The sequence below is a fragment of the Methylobacter sp. Wu1 genome, assembly GCF_036553575.1.
Taxonomy (GTDB): domain Bacteria; phylum Pseudomonadota; class Gammaproteobacteria; order Methylococcales; family Methylomonadaceae; genus Methylobacter.
Genome location: NZ_JAZHOC010000040.1, coordinates 1 through 21,037, shown reverse-complemented (window position 1 = coordinate 21,037; position 21,037 = coordinate 1). Strand labels below are relative to the sequence as shown.

Here is a 21,037-nt window from a genome sequence, read left to right as displayed (position 1 = left end):
AGCAAGTTTTTTATTTCTTTGATTACATGGCAGATTAAACCATGACGGGTAGAGGTCTCGTTCGTTCCACTCAGTTCTTTCTGCACATCCCATCCTCAATACCCCGAGTTTCTGTCCTGACTTCATATGGTTAGTCATCCATCAGGAATCACTGGCTCTCCCCCCATTCTAAAGGTTCGGCGAAACCACCCTGCACCACATTCTCCTAGCATTACCATGTGGCTGACATTTACAAAACTAGCTTCAGGTACCCGCTAGAACGGAATATCGTCATCAAAATCATCATAATCTGGCGGCGGCGGCATCGACGGAGCGTTGCCCTGGGACGGTTGGGGTCTTGAAGGCGGTGCGGCGTGACCGGACTGAGGCTGATCCATTCCAAAACTGGAAGTGCCTCCGCTACGGCTGCCCAGCATATGCATTTCTTCCGCTATGATTTCAGTCGTATAACGATCCTGCCCATCCTGGCCTTGCCATTTTCTGGTTTGCAAGCGGCCTTCAACATAAACCTGACTGCCTTTCTTAAGATATTCGCCCGCTACTTCAGCTAAACGATTAAAAAATACAACCCGATGCCATTCAGTGGCTTCGCGTCTTTCATTCGTCTGTTTATCTTTCCATCTAAAAGTAGTCGCCAATCTAATACTGGTGACGGCACCACCTGAAGGCATATACCGAACTTCGGGGTCTGCCCCTAAGTTGCCTATCAACATCACTTTATTGAGCATCAATTTCTCCGCAATTTCTGTATTGGTCAATGATTATGCTTTTTATCATTGAACCTGGGCTTTAAAAAATTCTCTACTTTAAAAAATGTGATCGTAAAAACAAGTTAGACTATCATCGCATGTTTCCATAGGCTTTACTATGGAAGGAAAAGATGATCATCCGCCTTCATCGATTAATTTATAAGTATTTTCATCATTAACATTAAAAGCCTATTGACTTAAACTTCGTCTATCTTATTTTTTGGAGCTCTCATGCAATGGATTAAGCCCATGAACAACGATATAGATCGCTACAGATAAAAATGATTCATATTAAATCTTTTCTCAGTAACGTCTATATAATCTCGATATTAGCTGTGACAGCTATCCTGATTATCTTGAAGGACCTCCAATTCACTTTCGGAGGCTCACCGCCGCTGCTGCTCTTTTTAGTTGTAATTGCTTTCGCCGCCTGGCAAGGTGGATTGATCGCGGGGCTTTTCACTACACTGTTGAGCGCGGCGGCAAGCGTTTATTTTTTAATCGAGCCTTACGAATCGTTTTATATCGCCAAAGCCAGCGAAGAACTGCGCATTGCCCTTTTAGTAAGTATAGGCGCAATATTCAGCCTGATAGTTTCAATCTTATACAAGCGGGAAAAGCAGGTATTGCATAAGGTCATGGAGCGAGAGGAACAGCTTAAAAAGGAAATCACTGAGCGCAACAAGGCAAAAGCGGAGCGCGACTTATATGTCGAACTCGCCAAAAGCAGCACCGAATTTATCGGCATGTGCGATATGGAATTTATGCCTTTTTTTATCAACAATGCCGGCTTGCGCCTCGTAGGTCTGGATAGTCTCGAGCAAGGGCTAAAAACACCGGTCAAAGAATTCTTTTTTCCGGAAGATCAGGAATTCGTCATGAATGAGTTCTTCCCCATGGTATTGAAGAACGGCCGTAATGTTAGTGAAATCCGCCTGCGGCACTTTAAAACCGGCGAAGCTGTATGGATTATCTACAATGTCTTCACGCTAAAGGACTTAAACGGCAAAATAGCTAGCCTGGCCACAGTAAGCATGGACATCACTGACCGCAAGCGAGTCGAGGAAGCTTTGCGAGAAAGCCAAATCGATCTGAATCGCGCCCAGGCAGTTGCTCATGTTGGCAGTTGGCGCATGGACATTCACAAAAACATACTGGAATGGTCAGACGAAAATTATCGAATTTTTGGTGTCTCCAAAGGCACGCCTTTGACCTATGAGTCTTTTCTTGACGCTGTCCATCCCGCAGACAGGGAATTGGTCGACAAAACCTGGAAAGAGGCGCTTGCCGGCAAGCACTACGACCTTGAGCACCGGCTGATAGTGGGAAAAAAAATCAAATGGGTACGTGAACTGGCTGAACTGGAATTCGACGAGCATGGCTCGCTGCTAGGCGCCTTCGGCACAACTGAAGATATTACCGATATCAAAGGGGCTCAAGAAGCACTGCATCATGAACGCGCCTTCCTCAGACAAGTCATCGACGCGGCCCCTAGCATGATTTTCGTCAAAGATAAAGAAGGACGGTTCATCTTAGCCAATAATAGCTTGGCTCACTGCTATGGTACAGATCCGGAAGGCTTGATCGGTTTGACTGATGCGGACTTCAATTTCGATGGTGACGAAGTAACTCATTTCCGTCAAGATGACCTCGATGTGATACACAACCGCAAGCCCAAAATTATTCCTGAAGAGAAAGTCACCTGTCGGGATGGCGTCATCCGCTGGTACAGCACCGTCAAGATTCCGCTATTTGAGGACGACAATAGCTGTAATAAGCTGCTGGGCGTAGCCTCCGATATTACCGAGCGCAAACGCGCCGAAGAAGCGCTACGCCTGGCGGACCGACGTAAAGACGAGTTTCTGGCGATGCTGGCCCACGAGCTGCGCAATCCGCTGGCGCCCATCCGCAATGCCGTGCAGTTGCTGAAAATGCTGGAACCGACTGATCCCAAGCTGGCATGGAGCCGCAATGTCATTGATCGCCAAGTGACTCATATGGCCCGGCTGCTTGATGACCTGCTCGATGTGGCGCGCATCATGCAAGGCAAAATCCGGCTGAATATGGAGAGGTTCGAGCTTACCGAGATTTTGAATAATGCGATTGAAACCAGCCGCCCTCTGATCGAATCACGCGGCCAGGAATTGATCATCTCACAGACTACGACGCCGCCATGGATCGAAGGCGACCGTATTCGGCTGGCGCAGGTATTGTCCAATTTGCTGAACAATGCCGCCAAATACACCAGCGAAGGCGGAAAAATCACGCTCAGCGTAATGCGGGAAGATTCCTCTGCCGTCATCGAGGTACGGGACACGGGCATAGGCATCTCTCCCGATATCCTGCCGCAGATATTCGACCTCTTCACCCAGGCCGACCATTCTCTGGCCCATGCCCAAGGCGGACTGGGCATCGGGCTGACGCTGGTGCGGGAGCTGATCGAAATACACGGAGGCACGGTCACGGCCTCGAGCGCCGGCATCGGCCAGGGCAGCACCTTTACGGTGCGATTGCCAGCATTACCGGCGCCATCCTCCGCTATTAAATCCGTGCAGGCAAAATCCGTGTTGCCGATGCCCAAATTCCGCATTCTGGTGGTCGATGACTATGCCGACGCGGCCGAGAGCCTGACCCTGCTGCTGCAGGCGGAAGGGCATGCAGTGGAAACCGCCGACTGCGGCCTGAAGGCGCTCGAGCGGGCGCAGGCGTTCCGGCCGCAAGTGGTGCTGCTGGACATCGGCCTGCCCGACCTGGACGGTTACGAGGTGGCCCGGCGGCTACGCGCCCTGCCCGAAACGCATGATGCGGTCCTGGTCGCCCTGACCGGCTACGGCCAGACCGAAGACCGCGAACGCTCGCGCTCGGCCGGCTTCAACCACCATCTGCTCAAGCCGGTAAATTTCGAAAAATTATCGGCCTTACTGACAGCCTCATAGAAATTTGTTATTACTACAAGCGGCGAGCACTCTATAAATACCTTGCTCTAATCTGAAGGCTCCTCTGCTTAACTGAGGCTATGCGGTGAGCTGAAGCATTCGTCAAACGCACTCTGTAGGGTCGAATTCATTCGGCCTGAAACGCTTTCCCAAGATATGTGCATTAATAACTAAAGTATCGCTAGCGCGACGGTTATGTTAATCGGGTTCATCGCACCCGAAGGCGAGTTACTTTCTTTTAACAGCCTGTGTAGGGCGGCCGAAATGCTGGGTTTAGCAGTCTGGCCTACCCCGCTGCCCTGCCAAAATCAAGGCGAAATCCACTGTAGGGTACGCATCGCGTACCTGTTCAGGGCTTTTCGGCACATCACAAGTCCGGAAAGGTACGCGATGCGTACCCTACGAAGATAGGGAGACTCCAAATGCTGGGTTTAGCAACCCAGCCTACCGCCGCTAAAAGCTGCAGTGCTCGGCGCGGCAAACGGGATGAAACGGCCTTTGCGTAACATCAGTTAATCAATAACGGCAATACCAGCCAGTTATGCAGAGGCCAGCAGATCCGATAATTTTTCGAAATTTACCGGCTTGAGCAGATGGTGGTTGAAGCCGGCCGAGCGCGAGCGTTCGCGGTCTTCGGTCTGGCCGTAGCCGGTCAGGGCGACCAGGATCGCATCATGCGTTTCGGGCAGGGCGCGCAGCCGCCGGGCCACTTCGTAACCGTCCAGGTCGGGCAGGCCGATGTCCAGCAGCACCACCTGCGGCCGGAACGCCTGCGCCCGCTCGAGCGCCTTCAGGCCGCAGTCGGCGGTTTCCACCGCGTGCCCTTCCGCTTGCAGCAGCATCGTCAGGCTTTCGGCCGCATCGGCATAGTCATCGACCACCAGAATGCGGCGTTCGGATAATAAAGAAGCTGATGTATTGCCCATAGACGTGCCCATTGATTCGATGGCGGATTGACTGGCCGGCAAGAGCGGCAGCCGCACCGTAAAGGTGCTGCCCTGGCCGATGCCGGCGCTCGAGGCCGTGACGGTGCCGCCGTGCTTCTCTACCAGCCGGCGCACCAGTGTCAGCCCAAGCCCAAGCCCTCCCTGTGAGTGGGCCAGGGAACGGTCGGCCTGGGTAAAGAGATCAAAAACATGCGCAAGAAGATCCGGGGCAATGCCGATGCCGGTATCTTCCACGCGTATCAGCGCGTAAATGCCGGTCCGTACAACGCTGATCGTGATTTTGCCGTTTTCCTCTGTATATTTTGCAGCGTTGTTCAGCAGATTGGTTATGATCTGTTCCAGCCGCGTCGCATCGCCTTCCACCCATTGAGGTTCATCCGGCAGGGAAACCACGAGTTGATGTTTTCGCTCTTCAATCAAAGGCAGGCAATCTTCCACTGCGTGCACGATGATATCGGTTAAATCGCAGCGTTCCATTTGCAGGCGGATCTTGTTCTGAATGATGCGTGCCACATCGAGCAGGTCATCGAGCAGTCGCGCCATATGGGTGACTTGTCGGTCAATCAACGTATGCCCCCATTCAAGCGTAGCATCCGGATGATTCTGCTTTTTTAACACATGCAGCGCATGACGGATGGGCGCCAGCGGATTGCGCAACTCATGGGCCAGCATGGCCAGAAACTCGTCCTTGTGGCGGTCGGTTTCGCGTAGCGCCTGTTCCATCCGTTTTCTTTCGGCAATCTCGTTGCTCAACACTTCATTGGTATGCGCAAGCTCAGAAGTTCTCTCCCGCACACGAATTTCCAACTCTTCGTGAGACTTCTGAAGCGCTTCTTCCGCCAACTTTTGCTCAGTGATATCCGTGCAGGTTCCTATCCATTCCCGGACCGTTCCATCCGCTTCCAATACCGGCACCCCGCGCTCAGAGATATGGCGATACTCGCCGTCATGCCTGTACAGGCGATACTCTGCGTTGTGCATGGAGCATGTCCTCACAGCCTGCAACCAACGCATCATAGTATTATCGCGGTCTTCCGGATGAACGGCATTGATCCATCCATGGCCTTTGACTTCGGCCTCGTTTTGGCCTGTAAATGCCCGCCAGCTAGGTATATCTTCAACAATTTCGCCCAGGGGATTAGTGGTCCATACAATTTGGGTGGTAGCAATAGCCAAGGACCGGTATCGCTCCTCGCTGAGCCGCAACGCTTTTTCCAGGCTGTTCCGGGACTGAATTTCCCTCTCAAGTTCAGCATTGCGCTGAGCCAGCTCAGCCGTACGATCAACGACTTCAGATTCCAGTTCCTGCAATACCTGATGAAGCTGATCCTGGACAGCTCGCCTTGTCAATTCCAGTGAGCGCCTTTCCAGTTCCACAGCGACGATATTGGCAAGATTCGCTATATAAGGCTCGTAAGGCAAAAACTCATCAAAGTTCTCAATCGAGTAGATCAAAAAACCATACAGTTTTGATGAGGTGCGTAGCGGCAAGCGACGCAAGCTCACCTGCTCCGTCGAGCAAAGTCCGACAATATCAAACGGCATGTCCCAATTGTTGGCACACATGGAGCAGTTTATGAGGGGCTCCGAAATTGTCGACTTCACGGTGCCTTCCAAACAGAAATATACCGCCGCAAGCCCCGGCACTATCCGGTTCAGCGCCTTATTGACAAAATCAACAATGGTCTTTTGGTCCGGAAGAATGCACAAGGTGCCGGGAATAACAAATAATTTGCCAAGAACTTCGGCTTTACATTGAGTAGTCATCATGGATAAAGCTGGCTATAAAACAATGATTTGGCATGTAGAAATACCGTCTGCTAACCGAAACCCAAAAAAATCCGTTCTTATGATGCGGAAGCTAACACATTATGTTTTTCAGGTCGTTGATAATAGGGGTTATGCACAACTTGTCCGGCTACGATCATCATGGGATGAACATTCAGCACATCAAAAAGAGTCGCACCGTCTATTTTGTTAACGTCATACTGGCAGATAACACCGTGGACAGGATATTCTTCCACCAGAGTGTTAAGCATCGCTTCGTATTCGACCCAGCGTTCAGCGCCGGGCATGCCCTTGCGCAGCCAGCTCGTGTCTCCAGTCATGCGTACTCCTGCAAATCTTTCATGCTGGGCTTGCCTATAAAGCGCACGCCAATGATCAATCACGCGTTCCGGCATAAAGGTGCCATCGGGACAATAAGATGTCTCCGCCTGAGCCAGAATCAGTTGTTCCGGTTTGATATTGCCGGGAGGCGTAATTCCTAGCTGGGAAAGACATTCACCCATTTCATTTGAGGAAGGTGTGGAGGGAATATCTGCAAAATAGGTGACTTTTTCACCGGCAGCCAGTCCGCTTTGGACAAATTCCGCAATAGTGCGCCGCCGCTCATTTTCATTATTGTACAAATAACAGATGTGCAATCCTGCCGGAAATGTCTGCTCATTGAAACCAAATGAAACCTGATGACTAGCTTGACACATATAAACACCTCTATTAAGACTATAAATCCAAAATCTGCTAGTTTTTAAAAGTACAACGCTTATCAATGGAAAGCACAAATATCAAGAGAATTACTTGATAAGTGCTGTCCCATAGTTAATGATTTTATTATTGTTTTTAACCCTGATAAAACGGTGAATCTCAGCTTTGGGCCAAGAATCCCAATATTCGATTGTATCAACTATTAACTTTTTGTATCGCTATTTTTTCGAAAATCAGAACACGGTCTTTTCTGAAGTTTATCGATTTTCATTAAGAACTTAACTGGGCAGAATCAGTCTCTGTAATTACAGACAAAGATTTTCCCGGGAACCATAAAGTTCCGAATAACCGCTAAAAGTTCCACTACCAACTATAACGTTCAGAGTCGGCGGGCTTGGCCGGTACTTAAGGCTTTTAATTGCATAGCCGCCCTCCGGCCGGAAAATATCCCATTAATGCGGCGCTCACTAAATGAAAAGGGTTGATAAAAACGCTTGTCTCAGACCTCTGGCAGTGATAGAGTCCAGACCCAATGCAGCCTATGGAATATAATTTTATTGCCGCATCTTAATGCGGCCGGCGCGGGGCAAGGCAACTGAATTTAAGAGCTAGCCGCTCATACAATTTCATTAATCAGGAGCATTATGCGAAACTGGATCAAAGACAATGGAGGCTTCATCGCCTTCTTACTCTGCTTCGTTTTTTTCCGCACAGCAATTGCGGATTGGAATACAATTCCATCGGGTTCAATGCGTCCCAATTTGCTTGAAGGAGACGTTGTTTTTGTTAACCGTCTTGCCTATGATTTCAAGCTCCCGCTGACGGATATCGTCGTTGCGCACATTGGTGAGCCAAGGCGCGGGGATATTGCTACTTTTTCATCGCCCAAAGATGGCAAGCGACTAATCAAACGCATTATCGCCCTGCCGGGCGACCGGGTTGAAATGCGGGACGAGATTCTGTTCATCAATGGCAAGGCCGCCGAATACAGTGAACCGGAAGCCTTGTGGGAGCCAAGTGAAAGCGGCGGCATCAAGGCATTACGTTTAACCGAAACCTCTGGCCAGAACAAGCGGCAAATTCAGCTGCTTGCAGGCCTGTTTGCTAAAAGCACTTTCGGCCCAATGGAAGTTCCCGAAGGAAATTTTTTGATGCTTGGCGACAACCGCGACAACAGTGCAGATTCTCGCTATTTTGGCTTTGTGCCTCGCCATCTGCTGATCGGACAGGCCCAGCGAATACTGGTGTCTGCCGATATCAAGGGAAGCTGGATTCTACGCCTTGAGCGGTTCGGGCAGCGCTTACAATAGAATTGCAAAGTCTTTGACGTTTATTTCCAGGAACGCTGGCCGCTAAAGTCCAGTATTTCTGAAACCAAGTAGAGAACGGAAGTTTGAAAGTATTCATTGCAAGAGATTTAACTACGAAGGACAAGAAGCTTTAAGATTTTGATTAAACCTGCTATTTTTCTCGTATTCTTTGTGACACATAATGCTTTTTTGCCGTGTTCCCTAATTTTCTCGCAATCTCGCGCACAGCCTGTCTTCTTAAAATTTGAAAGACAGGCTTCCTAACTATTCAACTGTAATCGAAACGCCCCCTTGATGGGTCAAAGCATCTTACCCGGCAGAGACGCCATGAAATAGTAAACAAGAGCACTAACGACGTCATATTGCCCCCCCTTCGAATGCAATTAATTTAAGAGCCACTTTCCAGAGCTTCGGCATGAGAAATCTATCACACTCTTCTAAACCCGATTTGACGCAAAACACAACTCCCTATAGTTTTTAATCTTAAATATATCTTAAATATATCTTAAAAAAGCAAGCTGCCAAAAGGTAGCTTTCTGGATCTGCTTAAGGGACAAGGAATTTTATGATAAAGGAATGCAAGGCTTTTTTAATTTTTCCTATATTCCATTTGCTCTGTTGCTTTCCATATCAGTCTCAATCAATCGGAACACTTCCAGCGACTTCGATTAAGCCAGGACCATCCTTTTTAAAACCGGCGCAGAAATAGAATTTGCGATGATCACCTATCTGGCACATTTGGCGCCACCATAATGATGTGACTGAGGATATAGGTTAGTTATCAATTTATATTTTTATTAAAGCAAGAAGACAAAAGAGGGAGTTAAATATGTTCAAAAATTTCATTATCTCATTCATCATTTTTATCACTTCGCTTCCCGCCTGGGCTGCGCTACAGACCTATAAAGTCACGGCAAGAGTTTCATCTGTATCTGAATACACAGCGGGCACTTTACCTGCCTCACTGAATGTCGGTGATGAGGTCGTCATGACTTATGTCATGGATGACGCAAAATCCCCCGATTATCAGGACAATGGGTCAATTCACTACAGCTTTAATCAAAATGAAGGCAGCATGGAGATCAGTTGGTCAAATGTAACGCTTAAAACCTCGGCCTCGCAGTCGATGATTGATCATCACATTGGTATAGATGTTAATAATGGAAGTGGCATTCAGTTCTATCACATGGGTAGCTCCGGTCCTTTTGAAAGCAATGGCAATCCTGCTCCGGATATCAATTTTATTGGCCTTGACCTGATCAGTGATGGCTCTCAGTATCAAACTTATATGCCATGGCTAAAGTTTTTAACGCCTGATTTAAACAAGTTTACATTCAAAAAGCTGTTTGTCGGTGCGAATGGATACTCATTTGATGCGGATGTGATTTCTATAGTGAGGGAAGGCGATCAACCATCGGCCTGGGTTGTTCCGCAGAACTTTAAAGTCACGGCAAGAGTTACAGATGTGTATGAAAACTTCAGTGGCGCTTTACCCACACCGCCCAGAGCCGGCGATGAAGTCACCATGACCTATTTTCTAAATAACCAAAAATCCCCTGACTATCAGGACAATTGGTCAATTCACTACAGTTTCAATCAAAACGAAGGCAGTATGGAGGTTGGCTGGCCGAATGTAACGCTAAAAACCTCAGCATCTCAATCGATGATTGATCATTATATTGGCGTTGATGCCGATAATGGTAACCGTGTCCAATTTTACAGTGTGATGAGCTCTGGCCCTTTTGAAAACAACGGCAATCCTGCTCCGGATGTGTATTTCATTAATTTTGAACTTGGCGGTGGCGACTCTCAGTATCAAACCTATACACCATGGTTAACGCCTGATTTAAGCAAATTTTCAATGAAACACCTGCATGTCAATACGAATGGCTATTCATTTATCGCGGATGTCACTTCGATTGTAAATATACCATTTGCCGTCTGGCCGGAACATGGCGCTATGCACCCAGCCCAGCAATTTGATGTGCTTGTTACCGCACCGGCAGGCTCTGATGTCATAGAGTTCTTCAATAATTCGATGCCGGAACCATTGGCTGTCCCCTGTGAAATTGTGCCAGCTTCTTACGGACAATCTGAAATCAAGTTCCTTTGCCGGGACTTGGATGCTGCCAAGTTACAACTTTATCCTGAAAATAATAAAGGCGTGACCATTCGCCTAAAAAATCTGGCATCAGGTCAATCGCTACTGCGCATAATGAACTGGCGTGTGGTTCCCTAAACTTTATATGATAACCAAAGGTCAAGCAGTCGAGACTGTCTGGACCATGCCGGCCGGGGCATTTGCCCCGGCCGAACTTTTATCCAATATTGATAAGTTTTAAACTTTAGGGTGAGATATATTCGCGCAATGTGTTTTCGCACAATTTCGATTAAGCAGGTGTATTAATCAAATTATTCGATGTGTTTTACACAAGCCTGAATAAGCTGCCGTAAAGATCTGTAGGGGCCTGAATCCACGCAAACAGCGATTTAATGTATAAAATCAATTTTGCGTGATCACTTAGAATAACGATGCATACAAAAAACAAAATGAATACCCAGTACCTAGGATTTGTTTCGGCCATTATCTCGGCTATTATCACGGGATGTTTCGGAGTGCTGGTCCGCAATGTCTCTGCCGAAGGGGATGTTATTGCTTTTTCGCGTTTTGGCCTGGGCTTCTTATGCCTGATGGTTTATTTGCTGCTGAGCAAGCGCTGGCAGACGTTTAATATCAGGATCTCTGCTGCTCTTTTTTCAAGTGGCGTCTTTTTAGCGCTTTGCGTTCTGTTTTATTGCAAAGCGATCAAAACAACGACATTGGCCAATGCGGTGTTCCTGCTCTATCTCGCTCCTCTGATTGCGTCCGTGCTGGGATATTTCTTTCTAAGGGAAAAAATCAGCGGCTTCAAGGCGATATTGATTATATGCACTTTCTTCGGCTCATTGTTTCTGCTCGATTTTGACTTTTCTCTTGGCAAAACCATATCCAACGGTCAATTGTTCGGATTAGCCGCCGCTCTTTGTTACGCATTTTTTATCATTGCCAACCGCAAAATAGCTCCAACGATATCGGGCTTTAGCCGGGCTTTTTATCAGCTTTTGATCAGTTCTTCGGTTTTACTTTTATTTACGGGGAAAATTGACTTGCAGACCTTGTATCGTGATGGGTATTGGCTGCTCGCGATCGGCTTTCTGCAGGGATTTATCGCGCTTACGTTAATGATTCTGTCATTGCGCCATCTACAGGCTTATGAATACGCGACGGTTTCTTATCTGGAGCCGATTATCGCAACCACAGCAGGGTATTTGATTTACGATGAATCCCTGTCATGGTTTCAAACGACAGGCTGCGTTCTAATCCTTGCCAGCGGCATTCTGCAAATACGCTCTTCGATATTGAGCCCTGAACGAGGGAATTAAAACCTTGGCAATGAGAGTTCGCCTGTATCTTTTGAAGGGGAAATAAACGATATGCGGAAGATATTGGCCTTTATCTCCATTTTTGGGAAATCATCTTTGCTTTTTATCGGTTTCGGGGAGCAAATCCACCAAGGTGCAGTTTAAGGCTTTGGCCAATCGCCTGAGCACATCAATGGACACATTTTCGGCGCTGCCGCCTTCAACCTTGCTGATCATCGATTGGGTTACGCCCGAACGAACCTCGAGCTCTTTTTGGACCAAGCCCAGTTCAAGTCGCTTGCGCTTTATAATGTCGCCAATTTGCATCGGATAGCCAGCCCTAAGTGAAACGCGACATTATATGAATATATTCATAAGGAAGGCAAAAAAAAGCCGCCGAAGCGGCTCTGATATCGATGGAAAAAGATTATCGGATAGCCAGGCGCGTGCTGTTGACCAGTTCAGCGCCGGGCACCGTTTCGCCTGCTTTGATTGCATCCCTGATCGCGGCTTTATTGATTCTCCAGGTAGTGACCGGTTCCTTGAACTGGTCCGGAATCGCGTTTTCATCCACGATATGAATGGCCGATGGATTATCCTGGATCGACAGCTTGAAATACGGGCATTCAATCGTACTGATGCCGGTGTGCTCCATATTGCCTTTCAGGTAATCCTTCAGCCATTTAGCGCGGCTTTCCAAGATTCTCCGGCGCTTGTTCATATCCGCTTCGGCATTTTTAATCGCCTCGGCCGTGGCTTCCATATTGCGCAGGAATTTGGCCACGTTGATCGCCTTATCTTCCAGTTCGCCGCTTAAGGCTTCCAGCGTGCCGTTAACGACTTCAGCCGGAAGATCGGCCTCCGGATCGGTCAAGGCGTCCAGCGCTTCAAGGTAATTGGCGCTCAACTGATAGAGAGTCAAACGGCTCACTGTGCCGACCTCGAGAACTGATCAAGCTTGCGGTAAAGGACCTGGTAAAATTCCGGGTCAAGTTCTTCAAAGTCGGCGAAGCGTTTCTTCGAAGCCTTGATCATCCAGTTTTTAACTCTGTCCCGGTCCAGGCCCAGCTCTTCAATCCTGGCTTCAAGCTGCCGATGCTGATCCTCGGTAATGCGCTGAACACTGCTGTCCGGCTCAATCTCAGGCAGTTGGGCGTTTTCTTCTGCGCGGCGCTGCATCATATCTTCGATGTCCTGCGTGAAGACTTCGGATAAGCCCGCCATCCTCAGCGTTGCATCGATGTGGGCCGATTTCTCGGCCATTTTCAATGCCTTATTGATGTCACCGTAATCCTGGGCAAGAAGACGGGCCCCGACCCCATCGGCCACCACGCGGCCGGAAGGGTCCAGAATCTCGCAACGGATAATGATCTGGCTCAGTTTCGCGCCCGTGAGCGCGGCCTTTTCATAATCCGGCAAGGTCGGATACCGAACCGTCAATCCCAGCATGCCGCAGATTTTCTCGGCGCCGGGCTTGAACAGGCTGGGTTTGCTGAAATGCGCCGGATTTCTGCAATCCTTGCCGGCATGGCATTTGCTGCGGCTGACAACATGAACTCTGCCGTAATCAATGCCTTCCACCAGCGCATCGTGCACCCATGCCATAAGCACGGCGCGATTGGCTCTGCGCCGGTCCAGACCTTCTCTGAAAGTATCGGCCGGCAGATCCAGCGGGTTCGCGGAAATGACCGGCAATGGGTTATGTTCATTTTTGACCGGCTTTGCCTGGTCGACTAATTGGGTTGATGAATACATAAAATACAATTCCTAAGTGCGAAATAAATAATACGGCGGTGCGAGCGGCTACAAGCCCCGCCAATTTGCTTGGTATTCCTCGATTAAAAATGGCCGCTGCCGAACGATCGGCTTTGGTATATCCCCAAACCCAATCGCCGCACTGATGACGGCTTGACAATGCCGACGGCGAAATTTCCGATTGCGGTCCAATCGTCATTCCGCCTTGTTTTGGCAATGATTGACTCGAAGCAAAACAATGGCTTAACTTGATTTATTGATTGAGTTGACATAATCTTTCAGCTCCTAATGTGCGAATTTAGGAAAATGTGAGCCAGGGCGGCTACCCTGAGCCACATAGGAAACACCTACTAGAATGGCGCTGACTCGAACACTTCCGATTTGGCGCCATTCGCCCTGCCCTTGATTGAATCAATCATATTTTTTACGGCCTCCACAATGGTTTTACCCGTCACAAAGTACGGCTCGACATCCGCCCCGACCGGAGCAGACACAAATACGCCAACGTTAGCGTTTTCGCCGCTGTAACAGCTATAGCTAAACGCCCATTTATCGACAACGACACACACCGAACGCCCGCTAATGCCGACATTAAGCAAAGCGGTTTCTACGACGCTGACCGCCCGCCGTTGTTTATCCGCTAATTCAACTGGCATGAAATTTCTCAAAGGAAGATTAGAAACCTCAAATCATGAAAATACTCATAATTTGAACCGATTCCTTATCTATGGATTGAATCACATTTGTAAGCCCACTAATTCGAAAAAATTGCCCTTGTTTTCTACCGTTTTTTAGGCTCTCTGACTGTAGAGAAAAACAAGCAGATATTGATACCCATCATTATGAATATATTCATATTTTAACAGAAAAATACAATAATTTTAATCATTTATCATGAAATTTCTATCGAATTTTACGGCCATCCACAGCTGCTCCAATAGCTCAAAAAGCCCTTTGAAACCGATCATCGAGACAGGTGATTTTGCTCTGTAAAATTCGACCGAAAATGGCGATATCGGCAAGCCAGACGCAAACCGAAAATACCAGCAACCAGCATTAGTCGATCTACGGTGCCCATATCGGCCAAACAGATTTATAAGAAGATTAATGCTATCTGTATACCGGGCCATGGCAATCGATTGACTAAATACACGGCAAAAAACGCTTGTCCTGGACGTTAAGGCGGTGTTAGAGTTCGACTCCGTTTTTACCTCAAATTGAATGTAATTTATGGCTCTTTCAGGACGTCCGGTTATGGGCTGGCCGAAGCCGCCATGCTATATGGATCAACCTTAAAGTTATGCTTCTATGTCTGTAATTGAATACCGCCACAATTTCCCTCTGGCTGCCGCTGACGTAGCTGCGGTTTTTGACGCCTCCGGCATTCGCCGTCCCACCAACGATCTGGCTCGGATCGAGCGTATGTTTGCCAATGCCGACCTCTGCCTGTCTGCCTGGCACGACGGCAAACTTATCGGAGTATGCCGCGCTCTGACCGACTTCAGTTATTGTTGCTATTTGTCCGACCTTGCCGTGGCTAAGGCTTACCAGAAACATGGCATCGGGCGTGAGCTTATCGCCCGTATCCGCGCCGCTATCAGTGATGAAGTAGCGCTTATCCTCTTGTCGGCGCCTGATGCCATGGCTTATTACCCCAAAGTCGGCTTCGAGAAAGTTGAAAACGGTTTCATCATCAAACGCAGCCGCTAGCTCCAGACTGAATATGTACTGCCCTGCGAAGCAAGCATTAACGGTAAACTAGCCCTTATGAAAATAGACAGCCTTGATCACCTGGTGCTGACCGTCAAAAACATTGAGACCACCTGCGCCTTTTATTGGAAAGCCTTGGGAATGGAGATCATCAACTTCGGCGAAGGACGCAAGGCGCTGTCATTCGGTTCACAAAAGATTAATCTGCACGAGCATGGCAGCGAGTTTGAACCCAAAGCTCAACTACCGGCGCCGGGCTCTGCCGATTTATGCTTTATCACTTCGGTGCCTCTGCCTGACGTGATAAATCATCTCGATGCCTGCGCAGTGAGGATAATAGAAGGGCCGGTACAACGTACAGGCGCAACAGGGCCTATTCTATCGGTCTATTTTCGTGATCCGGATATGAATCTGATTGAGGTATCCAATCGTATACCTGTATGAAATGGATGGCCTGTTTTGCATGCCTTCGACCCGCACGTGCAAAGGCATCGGCAATAGCTGAGCGTCTTCCCTGCGCAGAAAATGCTTCGGGAAAACGCTCAGCCTTATCACATCGGTGGATTAGCCGGCTTCCGCTATCAGCTACAGTTGCCGCATAAAAGCGACCAGATCCTGCTTCTCCTGGGGCTCGAGTTTAAGCTGCAGCACGAGATTAAAAAACTCCACCGTATCTTCAAGCGTCAATGCCCGGCCGTCGTGCAGATAAGGCGGGCTTTCCTTGATGCCGCGCAAGGTAAAGGTCTTCATCTGGCCGTCGCCGGGCTCGTTTTTCAAAAAGCGTTCAAGATGCAGGTCGTGCATCTGGTGATCAAGATAGGCCGGCGGCGTATGGCAGTTGCTGCACTGGCCCTTGCCGAAGAAAACTTTTTCGCCCCGCAATTCACTTTCCGTTGCTTTGGCGGGATCGAGCCGGCCAGTTGAAGGATTGAGCTTAGGCGCAGGAGGAAAATCGAGCATATTCTGCAACTGCGCCATGTGGCTGACATGGATGCGGTCCAGAATCGGAAAGCCTTTTTTCATCGCGTGGATCGGATCGCCGTTGAAATAAGCGGTGCGGAACTCGAACTCGGTGAAATCCTCGACCGAGCGCAAACTGCGCTTGGAGCCGTGGATCTGCTGGTTGAACATCCCCCGCAGGCTCGTAGTGTCCAGCCGGAAGCGCCGCTCCTGCGGCCGGTCGTCCGGATTCAGGTGAAACTGCCCCGTGGTATGGCCGTTGACATGGCAATCGAAGCAGGCGACGCCGAGGCTGGGCTGAGCGCTCTTGCGGTCATCGGTCGGATTGAATTCCTCCTGCGGAAACGGCGTTAGCAGAAACTGCAGGCCGTTGAGCTGCACAGGAGTCAGGATGTCCTTGAACAATCGGTAGAAATTATTGATGGAGACCACTTCCCCGCGAGATACATCGCCCAGCTCGGGGCGGTTATGCAGGAAGATGGCCGGCGGGAACTCGGGCAGAAACGCCTCCGGCAAATCAAATTCCACATCGAAGCGTTCAAGCCGCGGAAACATCTTGATCTGCATCTTCGGGAAGACCTGTCCGCCATTGGAATGCAGCGGATGCGGCAGTGAGGGATAGGGAAAAATTCCGCGTTCCTTGATCTCGTCAGGATTCATTGACGCAAGCTCATCCCAGCTCACGCCGTCAGCCAGTCTGGCGGTAGGCCCCACTAGAACGGGCTTGCCCCGCGACATCTTGACCTCCGGATCAAACTTCGGCTTGAGGTCATACCGGCGCTCCAGCAATTGACGCTGGGCCGACATCACAGCCGGCTTATTCTCAATCTCCTTCTTCATGATGGCCGTAGGCTGTTGAAACGGCTGATCGGCATTCAGTGGATCCCTGTAAAAATCGAAACCTGAGATTTTGCCTTGCTTGGGTTGCTCCCCAACGGCAGGCGAAGAGGGATTGGCACGTGTCGCATTAAAAATATCCGAGAGGTCGTGCTGGGTCTTCTTCTGCTCGGGCCGCTCGATGGGCACTGATTCCGGTGTCTGCGCTGCAGCCACCGCATCGTTGCGCGCGGCGGCTTCCTGAGCCTGGACAACCGTGAACCAACTGCCTAGAAGAATTCCTACGAATAGTCTGCTGAAGTTGACAAACGTCACATGTAGTGAACAGTTCGGTACCATATCGCCTCCTTTGCCTATCGTTTGAGTGATTAGAGGAGCAAGAGATTTAACCGGTTATGAGATGACAAGGATGACAATATAGGGATATGAAGTCCAGTAGTACGAAAACGTATATTAGCGCTTAATGTTTGCCAATCACTGTCCAATTTTTGTCAGTGCCGCTATTGAAAATTTTCAGAAACAGGAAGCTTGGTCAGGATGAGGCGGGATTCTATATTTATAGGCTAGTTTGAATTTTTTACGCCAAAAACCGCCTTTCCCGCTTTGGCTGATATACGCTGGTATTTGGCATAAGCAATACCGGCAGAACTGCGCAATTCCGCTTCACTCGCCTGATCGGCAAATCCCCTGGCAATTGCTTCCAATACATAGGCTTCCGGCGCCATGAAGCTGAAAGTGGTTACCACCGGCTTTGAGCCTGCGGCAAGCAAATGACCGGTAAAAAACTCATCGCTCATACAGGCCAGGACAACCGCTTGTTTATCGTGCCCGGCATGTTTTGGAAAGCGTTCTATGATGGGCTGGTTTTGTTCGTCCATCAAGCCATCATGACCGATGAACGCCACCATTTCACGCTCTGCCGCATTGGGCGGATTGGCTGCTTCCTGCATAAAATCAAGCATTGCCTGGTCAATCCGGCTGCCGCGGTAGGCATCGGCGGTAACGGTCAGTCTATCCTTCCAGGCAAACTGGCAGCGTTCCAAAATGGTATCGTTAATATTATTCTCGCACCCCAGCTTACGCCAACCTTCCGCTTTACTCAGAAAGGTTTTCACGCCGTAAGCCGCGCCCCAGTAAAGATTGCTGCGCGGATCATCGCCATTGCCGATTTTTGCAGGAACAGGCACTATGCCTTGAGCTACGTTGTCGACCAGGGACACAATGACATGAATATGCGTGTCTGGCGCGACTGCGGCATGGGACGGCACCGCCGTAAAAAACAAGAAAGTGAGCAAACAAAGCGAGCGCAAGGCAATCATGGGTAGGAACTTGCTAGAAAAACAACCAAATTTCATCTGAATATCAGGATGGGCCAATGCCCTACAGTAGGGCGCGAGGCCGTGAAAATATGCGTTTTTTTAAAACTCAAGGAACAATTTGCTGCGTTTAAGATGTCCATAAGTTGTGAAACGGCATTGAATATTTACCAGTAAGAGGTATCAAGAATTAACAGCCATAATATACACGACCTTGTTCCCATCAATAACTTATTTTTCTGCCTGGTAAAAATTTGAAGCCGAAAATGGACAATATTGGATGTTGTTTTAAAATCCTGAAGCTGTTGCTATACCAGGGTAATGCTATGCGGCGCGCATCCGTGGCCAGAATGGATCAGGCATGGCTTTTAGTTATATTTTGCGGGCATACTTTAACGACATAACTTTTCGGAGACACTGTTATGCGCATCCGGTTACTGGTTTCATTGTTAATGGGGATCTGTGCTGCCAATGTTTACGGCGATGCAAATCACTTAAAATCGTGCCGGTCCTTTTACAGCAAATTGAAGGACTTGAATGTGCAGCAACCGCCGAAGCGAGTATTGCTTGTGCCTTTACTGAGCAGGGACCCGCATACCAATGAGAGTCCGAGGTGGTCCGAGCAGCCCGCTCGCATTGTGGAAGCCTTTTATCGCAACCGCTTTAAGGCGGCCGTTACTCAGATGCGGGATATCTGGAGCTGGAGCGACTACTATGATCAGGTCGAACAACTCGTTCAGCAGTCCCCTCCTTTTGACCGGGTTATTTTTATCAGTCATGGCGGTTTCGATGGGCCGGTACTCAAAAACGCCGTGTTTTGGCAGGACTTCAAGACAGCAGGCGGCAAAGGCGAATTTATCAAGTTCTCCGAGGCGCAGCCCGGACTCAAAAGGGTATTGTCCATTACCTACAATACCGAAAAAAACCGCAAATTCAGCGATTACATGGCTTCGCACTGGCAGGAGCTGGGGCCGATGAAGTCGAGCGACACCTGGGATCTGCTCAAAGGGCTGGAAAAACAGATACAGCCGCTGGGGCGGGCTTGCTATAACAGCTACTGTTCGCCCAACCAATTGGCGGCGATTCCGGAGGATCAGCGAGGAGCCAGGTTCAAGCTCTGCGAACTCGTCTGCCGAGAACCGCTGTTCGAATTCAAGACCTCCACAGAAATATCGCCGGAGCGATTTTTTCATTTCACAAAGTCCCTGAGCTCCCTGGCAGCGGCGGACGGCCTGATTTTTTTCGGCGCCTGCAATCCGGGCAGCGCGGCGCCGGAAAAAATACGAGAGCCGGATGAAACCGAGTTTTTGATCAACTCAACCTTGGCTGATGGGCCGCATAAAAGTTACGTGCATCTGGTGAGCGCTGCAACTGGCCGAATCACTGCCGGCCCAATAGGCGACAGCAGTGCTGAGGACATTGTAAAACGGCTTACCATGTTCGAGACCTTCCGCCCTCAACACTTTTTATGCATTGTCGATCCTTCGACGAAATTATCTAAGGAAACAAATGGAAATTGATTAAATGAAACTCGCGTAGGAACGCGGTTAATGAAATTGAATCAAAACTTTCACTCACAACCAGAGGAGGATTTATGAAAAATCAATGCCTGATGATAGCGACTTTCAGCGCTTTATTGGTACTCGGCCAAGCGAACGCCGGCGAAGACAAATTAAGCAAGGACCAGGTGCCCAAAGCAGTCGTCTCCGCCTTTGAAAAAGGCTATCCCAACGCCAAGGATGTGAAATTCGAAAAAGAGACGTTTGAAGGCAAAATGGTCTATGAAGTGGAATACAAGGAGAATGGTAAAGAATACGACATCCTGTATAGCGAAGACGGCACACTTGTACAAAAGGAAGAGGAAATCGAGGTCTCATCACTGCCTGAACCCGTCACTCAGGCTGCCAGCAAAAAGTACCCCCAAGGCAAAATCGAGGAGGCGGAAAAATTAATGAAGCCGGATGGCACAGTCGCCGGGTACGAAGTGGAAATCGAAATGGATGACAAGAAAGTCGAGCTTGAGCTGGATGCCAACGGAAATATTTTGAAAACTGAAGAAAAAACAGAAGACGATTAAGTCCTCTTATTGATCCCCGTGTCCCATAAAGGCATTGCGAAAAGCATCTTATGGGACATTGCAATTTATACATTCGCGTCGAGTTTACCCTGCTCTCCTCGTCCCGCCAGCGTTCGGCAATATTAGCAAAAGACTCAACAATGCTTGAAGCATCGCCTTCCGTTTCTATGAAATGGCAAAGCGTTTGATCCAGAAGTTCGAGGATTCAAAATAGTCTGCTCAAAAAAGCAATCATTTTGCTAACTAGAATACACATCAAAACTGCATTAAACGTTCATCAAAACGATTGTCTTGAATTTTACTGCACTGCTAGAGTTAAAATTATCCACCCAATGAAGCGTAATGCATGCCTCTCTTTTGGAGGTAATCATTCGGTGGACCAACCTCAAGCGGCATTTTTGCACCGCTTGCGGCCATTCTACTTAACTTTAGTGTTGGACGAAGCCGCTAACGCGGAGAAAAAGCCCCAGCGCCCGATTATTTATAGAATGTAACCTCAAGCCCTCACTGCGAGGGATCATTCCACGACGAATCATGAGGTTACCCGACAA

16 protein-coding genes and 1 pseudogene are annotated in these 21,037 nt (G+C 48.9%); 8 read left to right on the top strand and 9 right to left on the bottom strand.

Annotated elements, in window-relative coordinates:
• Window positions 1-254: 254 nt before the first annotated feature.
• Entirely contained in the window at window positions 255-728 is a 474-nt protein-coding gene (gene ssb, locus V2P20_RS05530) for a single-stranded DNA-binding protein (RefSeq protein WP_194972124.1), read from the bottom strand.
• Between the two features lie 302 nt (window positions 729-1,030).
• On the opposite strand from ssb, the gene V2P20_RS05525 reads away from it, so the two are divergent.
• On the top strand, window positions 1,031-3,685 hold the full coding sequence (locus V2P20_RS05525; RefSeq protein ID WP_331816926.1) for a PAS domain S-box protein: 2,655 nt from the start codon (window positions 1,031-1,033) through the stop codon (window positions 3,683-3,685).
• Window positions 3,686-4,224: 539 nt separating this feature from the next.
• On the opposite strand, the gene V2P20_RS05520 is transcribed toward V2P20_RS05525, so the two are convergent.
• Both V2P20_RS05520 and V2P20_RS05515 read right to left on the bottom strand, forming a co-directional pair.
• Complete coding sequence (locus tag V2P20_RS05520) at window positions 4,225-6,402, bottom strand: ATP-binding protein (protein WP_331816924.1); 2,178 nt, start codon at window positions 6,400-6,402, stop codon at window positions 4,225-4,227.
• Between the two features lie 77 nt (window positions 6,403-6,479).
• Complete coding sequence (locus V2P20_RS05515) at window positions 6,480-7,118, bottom strand: MEDS domain-containing protein (protein WP_331816922.1); 639 nt, start codon at window positions 7,116-7,118, stop codon at window positions 6,480-6,482.
• 645 nt (window positions 7,119-7,763) lie between these two features.
• Between V2P20_RS05515 and lepB the strand changes: the two genes are divergently transcribed.
• The 3 genes from lepB (at window position 7,764) to V2P20_RS05500 (ending at window position 11,852) form a co-directional block, all read left to right on the top strand.
• Entirely contained in the window at window positions 7,764-8,429 is a 666-nt protein-coding gene (lepB, locus tag V2P20_RS05510; RefSeq protein WP_331816920.1) for a signal peptidase I, read from the top strand.
• Between the two features lie 829 nt (window positions 8,430-9,258).
• Complete coding sequence (locus V2P20_RS05505) at window positions 9,259-10,668, top strand: hypothetical protein (RefSeq protein ID WP_331816918.1); 1,410 nt, start codon at window positions 9,259-9,261, stop codon at window positions 10,666-10,668.
• A gap of 293 nt (window positions 10,669-10,961) precedes the next feature.
• Window positions 10,962-11,852: a DMT family transporter gene (locus tag V2P20_RS05500; RefSeq protein WP_331816916.1), complete on the top strand. Its 891-nt coding sequence runs from the start codon at window positions 10,962-10,964 to the stop codon at window positions 11,850-11,852.
• A 90-nt stretch (window positions 11,853-11,942) separates the two neighbouring features.
• Here the strand turns inward: V2P20_RS05500 and V2P20_RS05495 are convergent.
• The 4 genes and pseudogenes from V2P20_RS05495 to V2P20_RS05480 form a co-directional block, all read right to left on the bottom strand.
• A pseudogene (locus V2P20_RS05495) lies at window positions 11,943-12,164 on the bottom strand (helix-turn-helix transcriptional regulator); the annotation flags it as partial.
• A gap of 94 nt (window positions 12,165-12,258) precedes the next feature.
• The gene (locus V2P20_RS05490) at window positions 12,259-12,762 is read right to left on the bottom strand and encodes a siphovirus Gp157 family protein (protein WP_331816915.1); all 504 of its coding nucleotides are present in this window, start codon (window positions 12,760-12,762) and stop codon (window positions 12,259-12,261) included.
• Window positions 12,759-13,586: a hypothetical protein gene (locus V2P20_RS05485; RefSeq protein WP_331816913.1), complete on the bottom strand. Its 828-nt coding sequence runs from the start codon at window positions 13,584-13,586 to the stop codon at window positions 12,759-12,761. The genes V2P20_RS05490 and V2P20_RS05485 overlap by 4 nt, the downstream gene beginning before the upstream one ends.
• Before the next feature lie 350 nt (window positions 13,587-13,936).
• Window positions 13,937-14,242, bottom strand: a complete 306-nt coding sequence (locus V2P20_RS05480) for a hypothetical protein (RefSeq protein WP_331816911.1) — start codon at window positions 14,240-14,242, stop codon at window positions 13,937-13,939.
• A 652-nt stretch (window positions 14,243-14,894) separates the two neighbouring features.
• Between V2P20_RS05480 and V2P20_RS05475 the strand changes: the two genes are divergently transcribed.
• The gene (locus V2P20_RS05475) at window positions 14,895-15,296 is read left to right on the top strand and encodes a GNAT family N-acetyltransferase (protein WP_331816909.1); all 402 of its coding nucleotides are present in this window, start codon (window positions 14,895-14,897) and stop codon (window positions 15,294-15,296) included.
• 57 nt (window positions 15,297-15,353) lie between these two features.
• Entirely contained in the window at window positions 15,354-15,740 is a 387-nt protein-coding gene (locus V2P20_RS05470; RefSeq protein ID WP_331816907.1) for a VOC family protein, read from the top strand.
• Window positions 15,741-15,881: 141 nt separating this feature from the next.
• Here V2P20_RS05470 and V2P20_RS05465 read toward each other — a convergent pair whose 3' ends face one another.
• The gene (locus V2P20_RS05465) at window positions 15,882-17,432 is read right to left on the bottom strand and encodes a cytochrome B6 (RefSeq protein ID WP_331816905.1); all 1,551 of its coding nucleotides are present in this window, start codon (window positions 17,430-17,432) and stop codon (window positions 15,882-15,884) included.
• A 224-nt stretch (window positions 17,433-17,656) separates the two neighbouring features.
• Window positions 17,657-18,412: a hypothetical protein gene (locus V2P20_RS05460; RefSeq protein ID WP_331816903.1), complete on the bottom strand. Its 756-nt coding sequence runs from the start codon at window positions 18,410-18,412 to the stop codon at window positions 17,657-17,659.
• Between the two features lie 419 nt (window positions 18,413-18,831).
• Here V2P20_RS05460 and V2P20_RS05455 point away from each other — a divergent pair, with 419 nt between their 5' ends.
• Window positions 18,832-19,929: a hypothetical protein gene (locus V2P20_RS05455; protein ID WP_331816901.1), complete on the top strand. Its 1,098-nt coding sequence runs from the start codon at window positions 18,832-18,834 to the stop codon at window positions 19,927-19,929.
• Window positions 19,930-20,003: 74 nt separating this feature from the next.
• Complete coding sequence (locus tag V2P20_RS05450) at window positions 20,004-20,486, top strand: PepSY-like domain-containing protein (protein ID WP_331816899.1); 483 nt, start codon at window positions 20,004-20,006, stop codon at window positions 20,484-20,486.
• Window positions 20,487-21,037 lie beyond the last annotated feature (551 nt).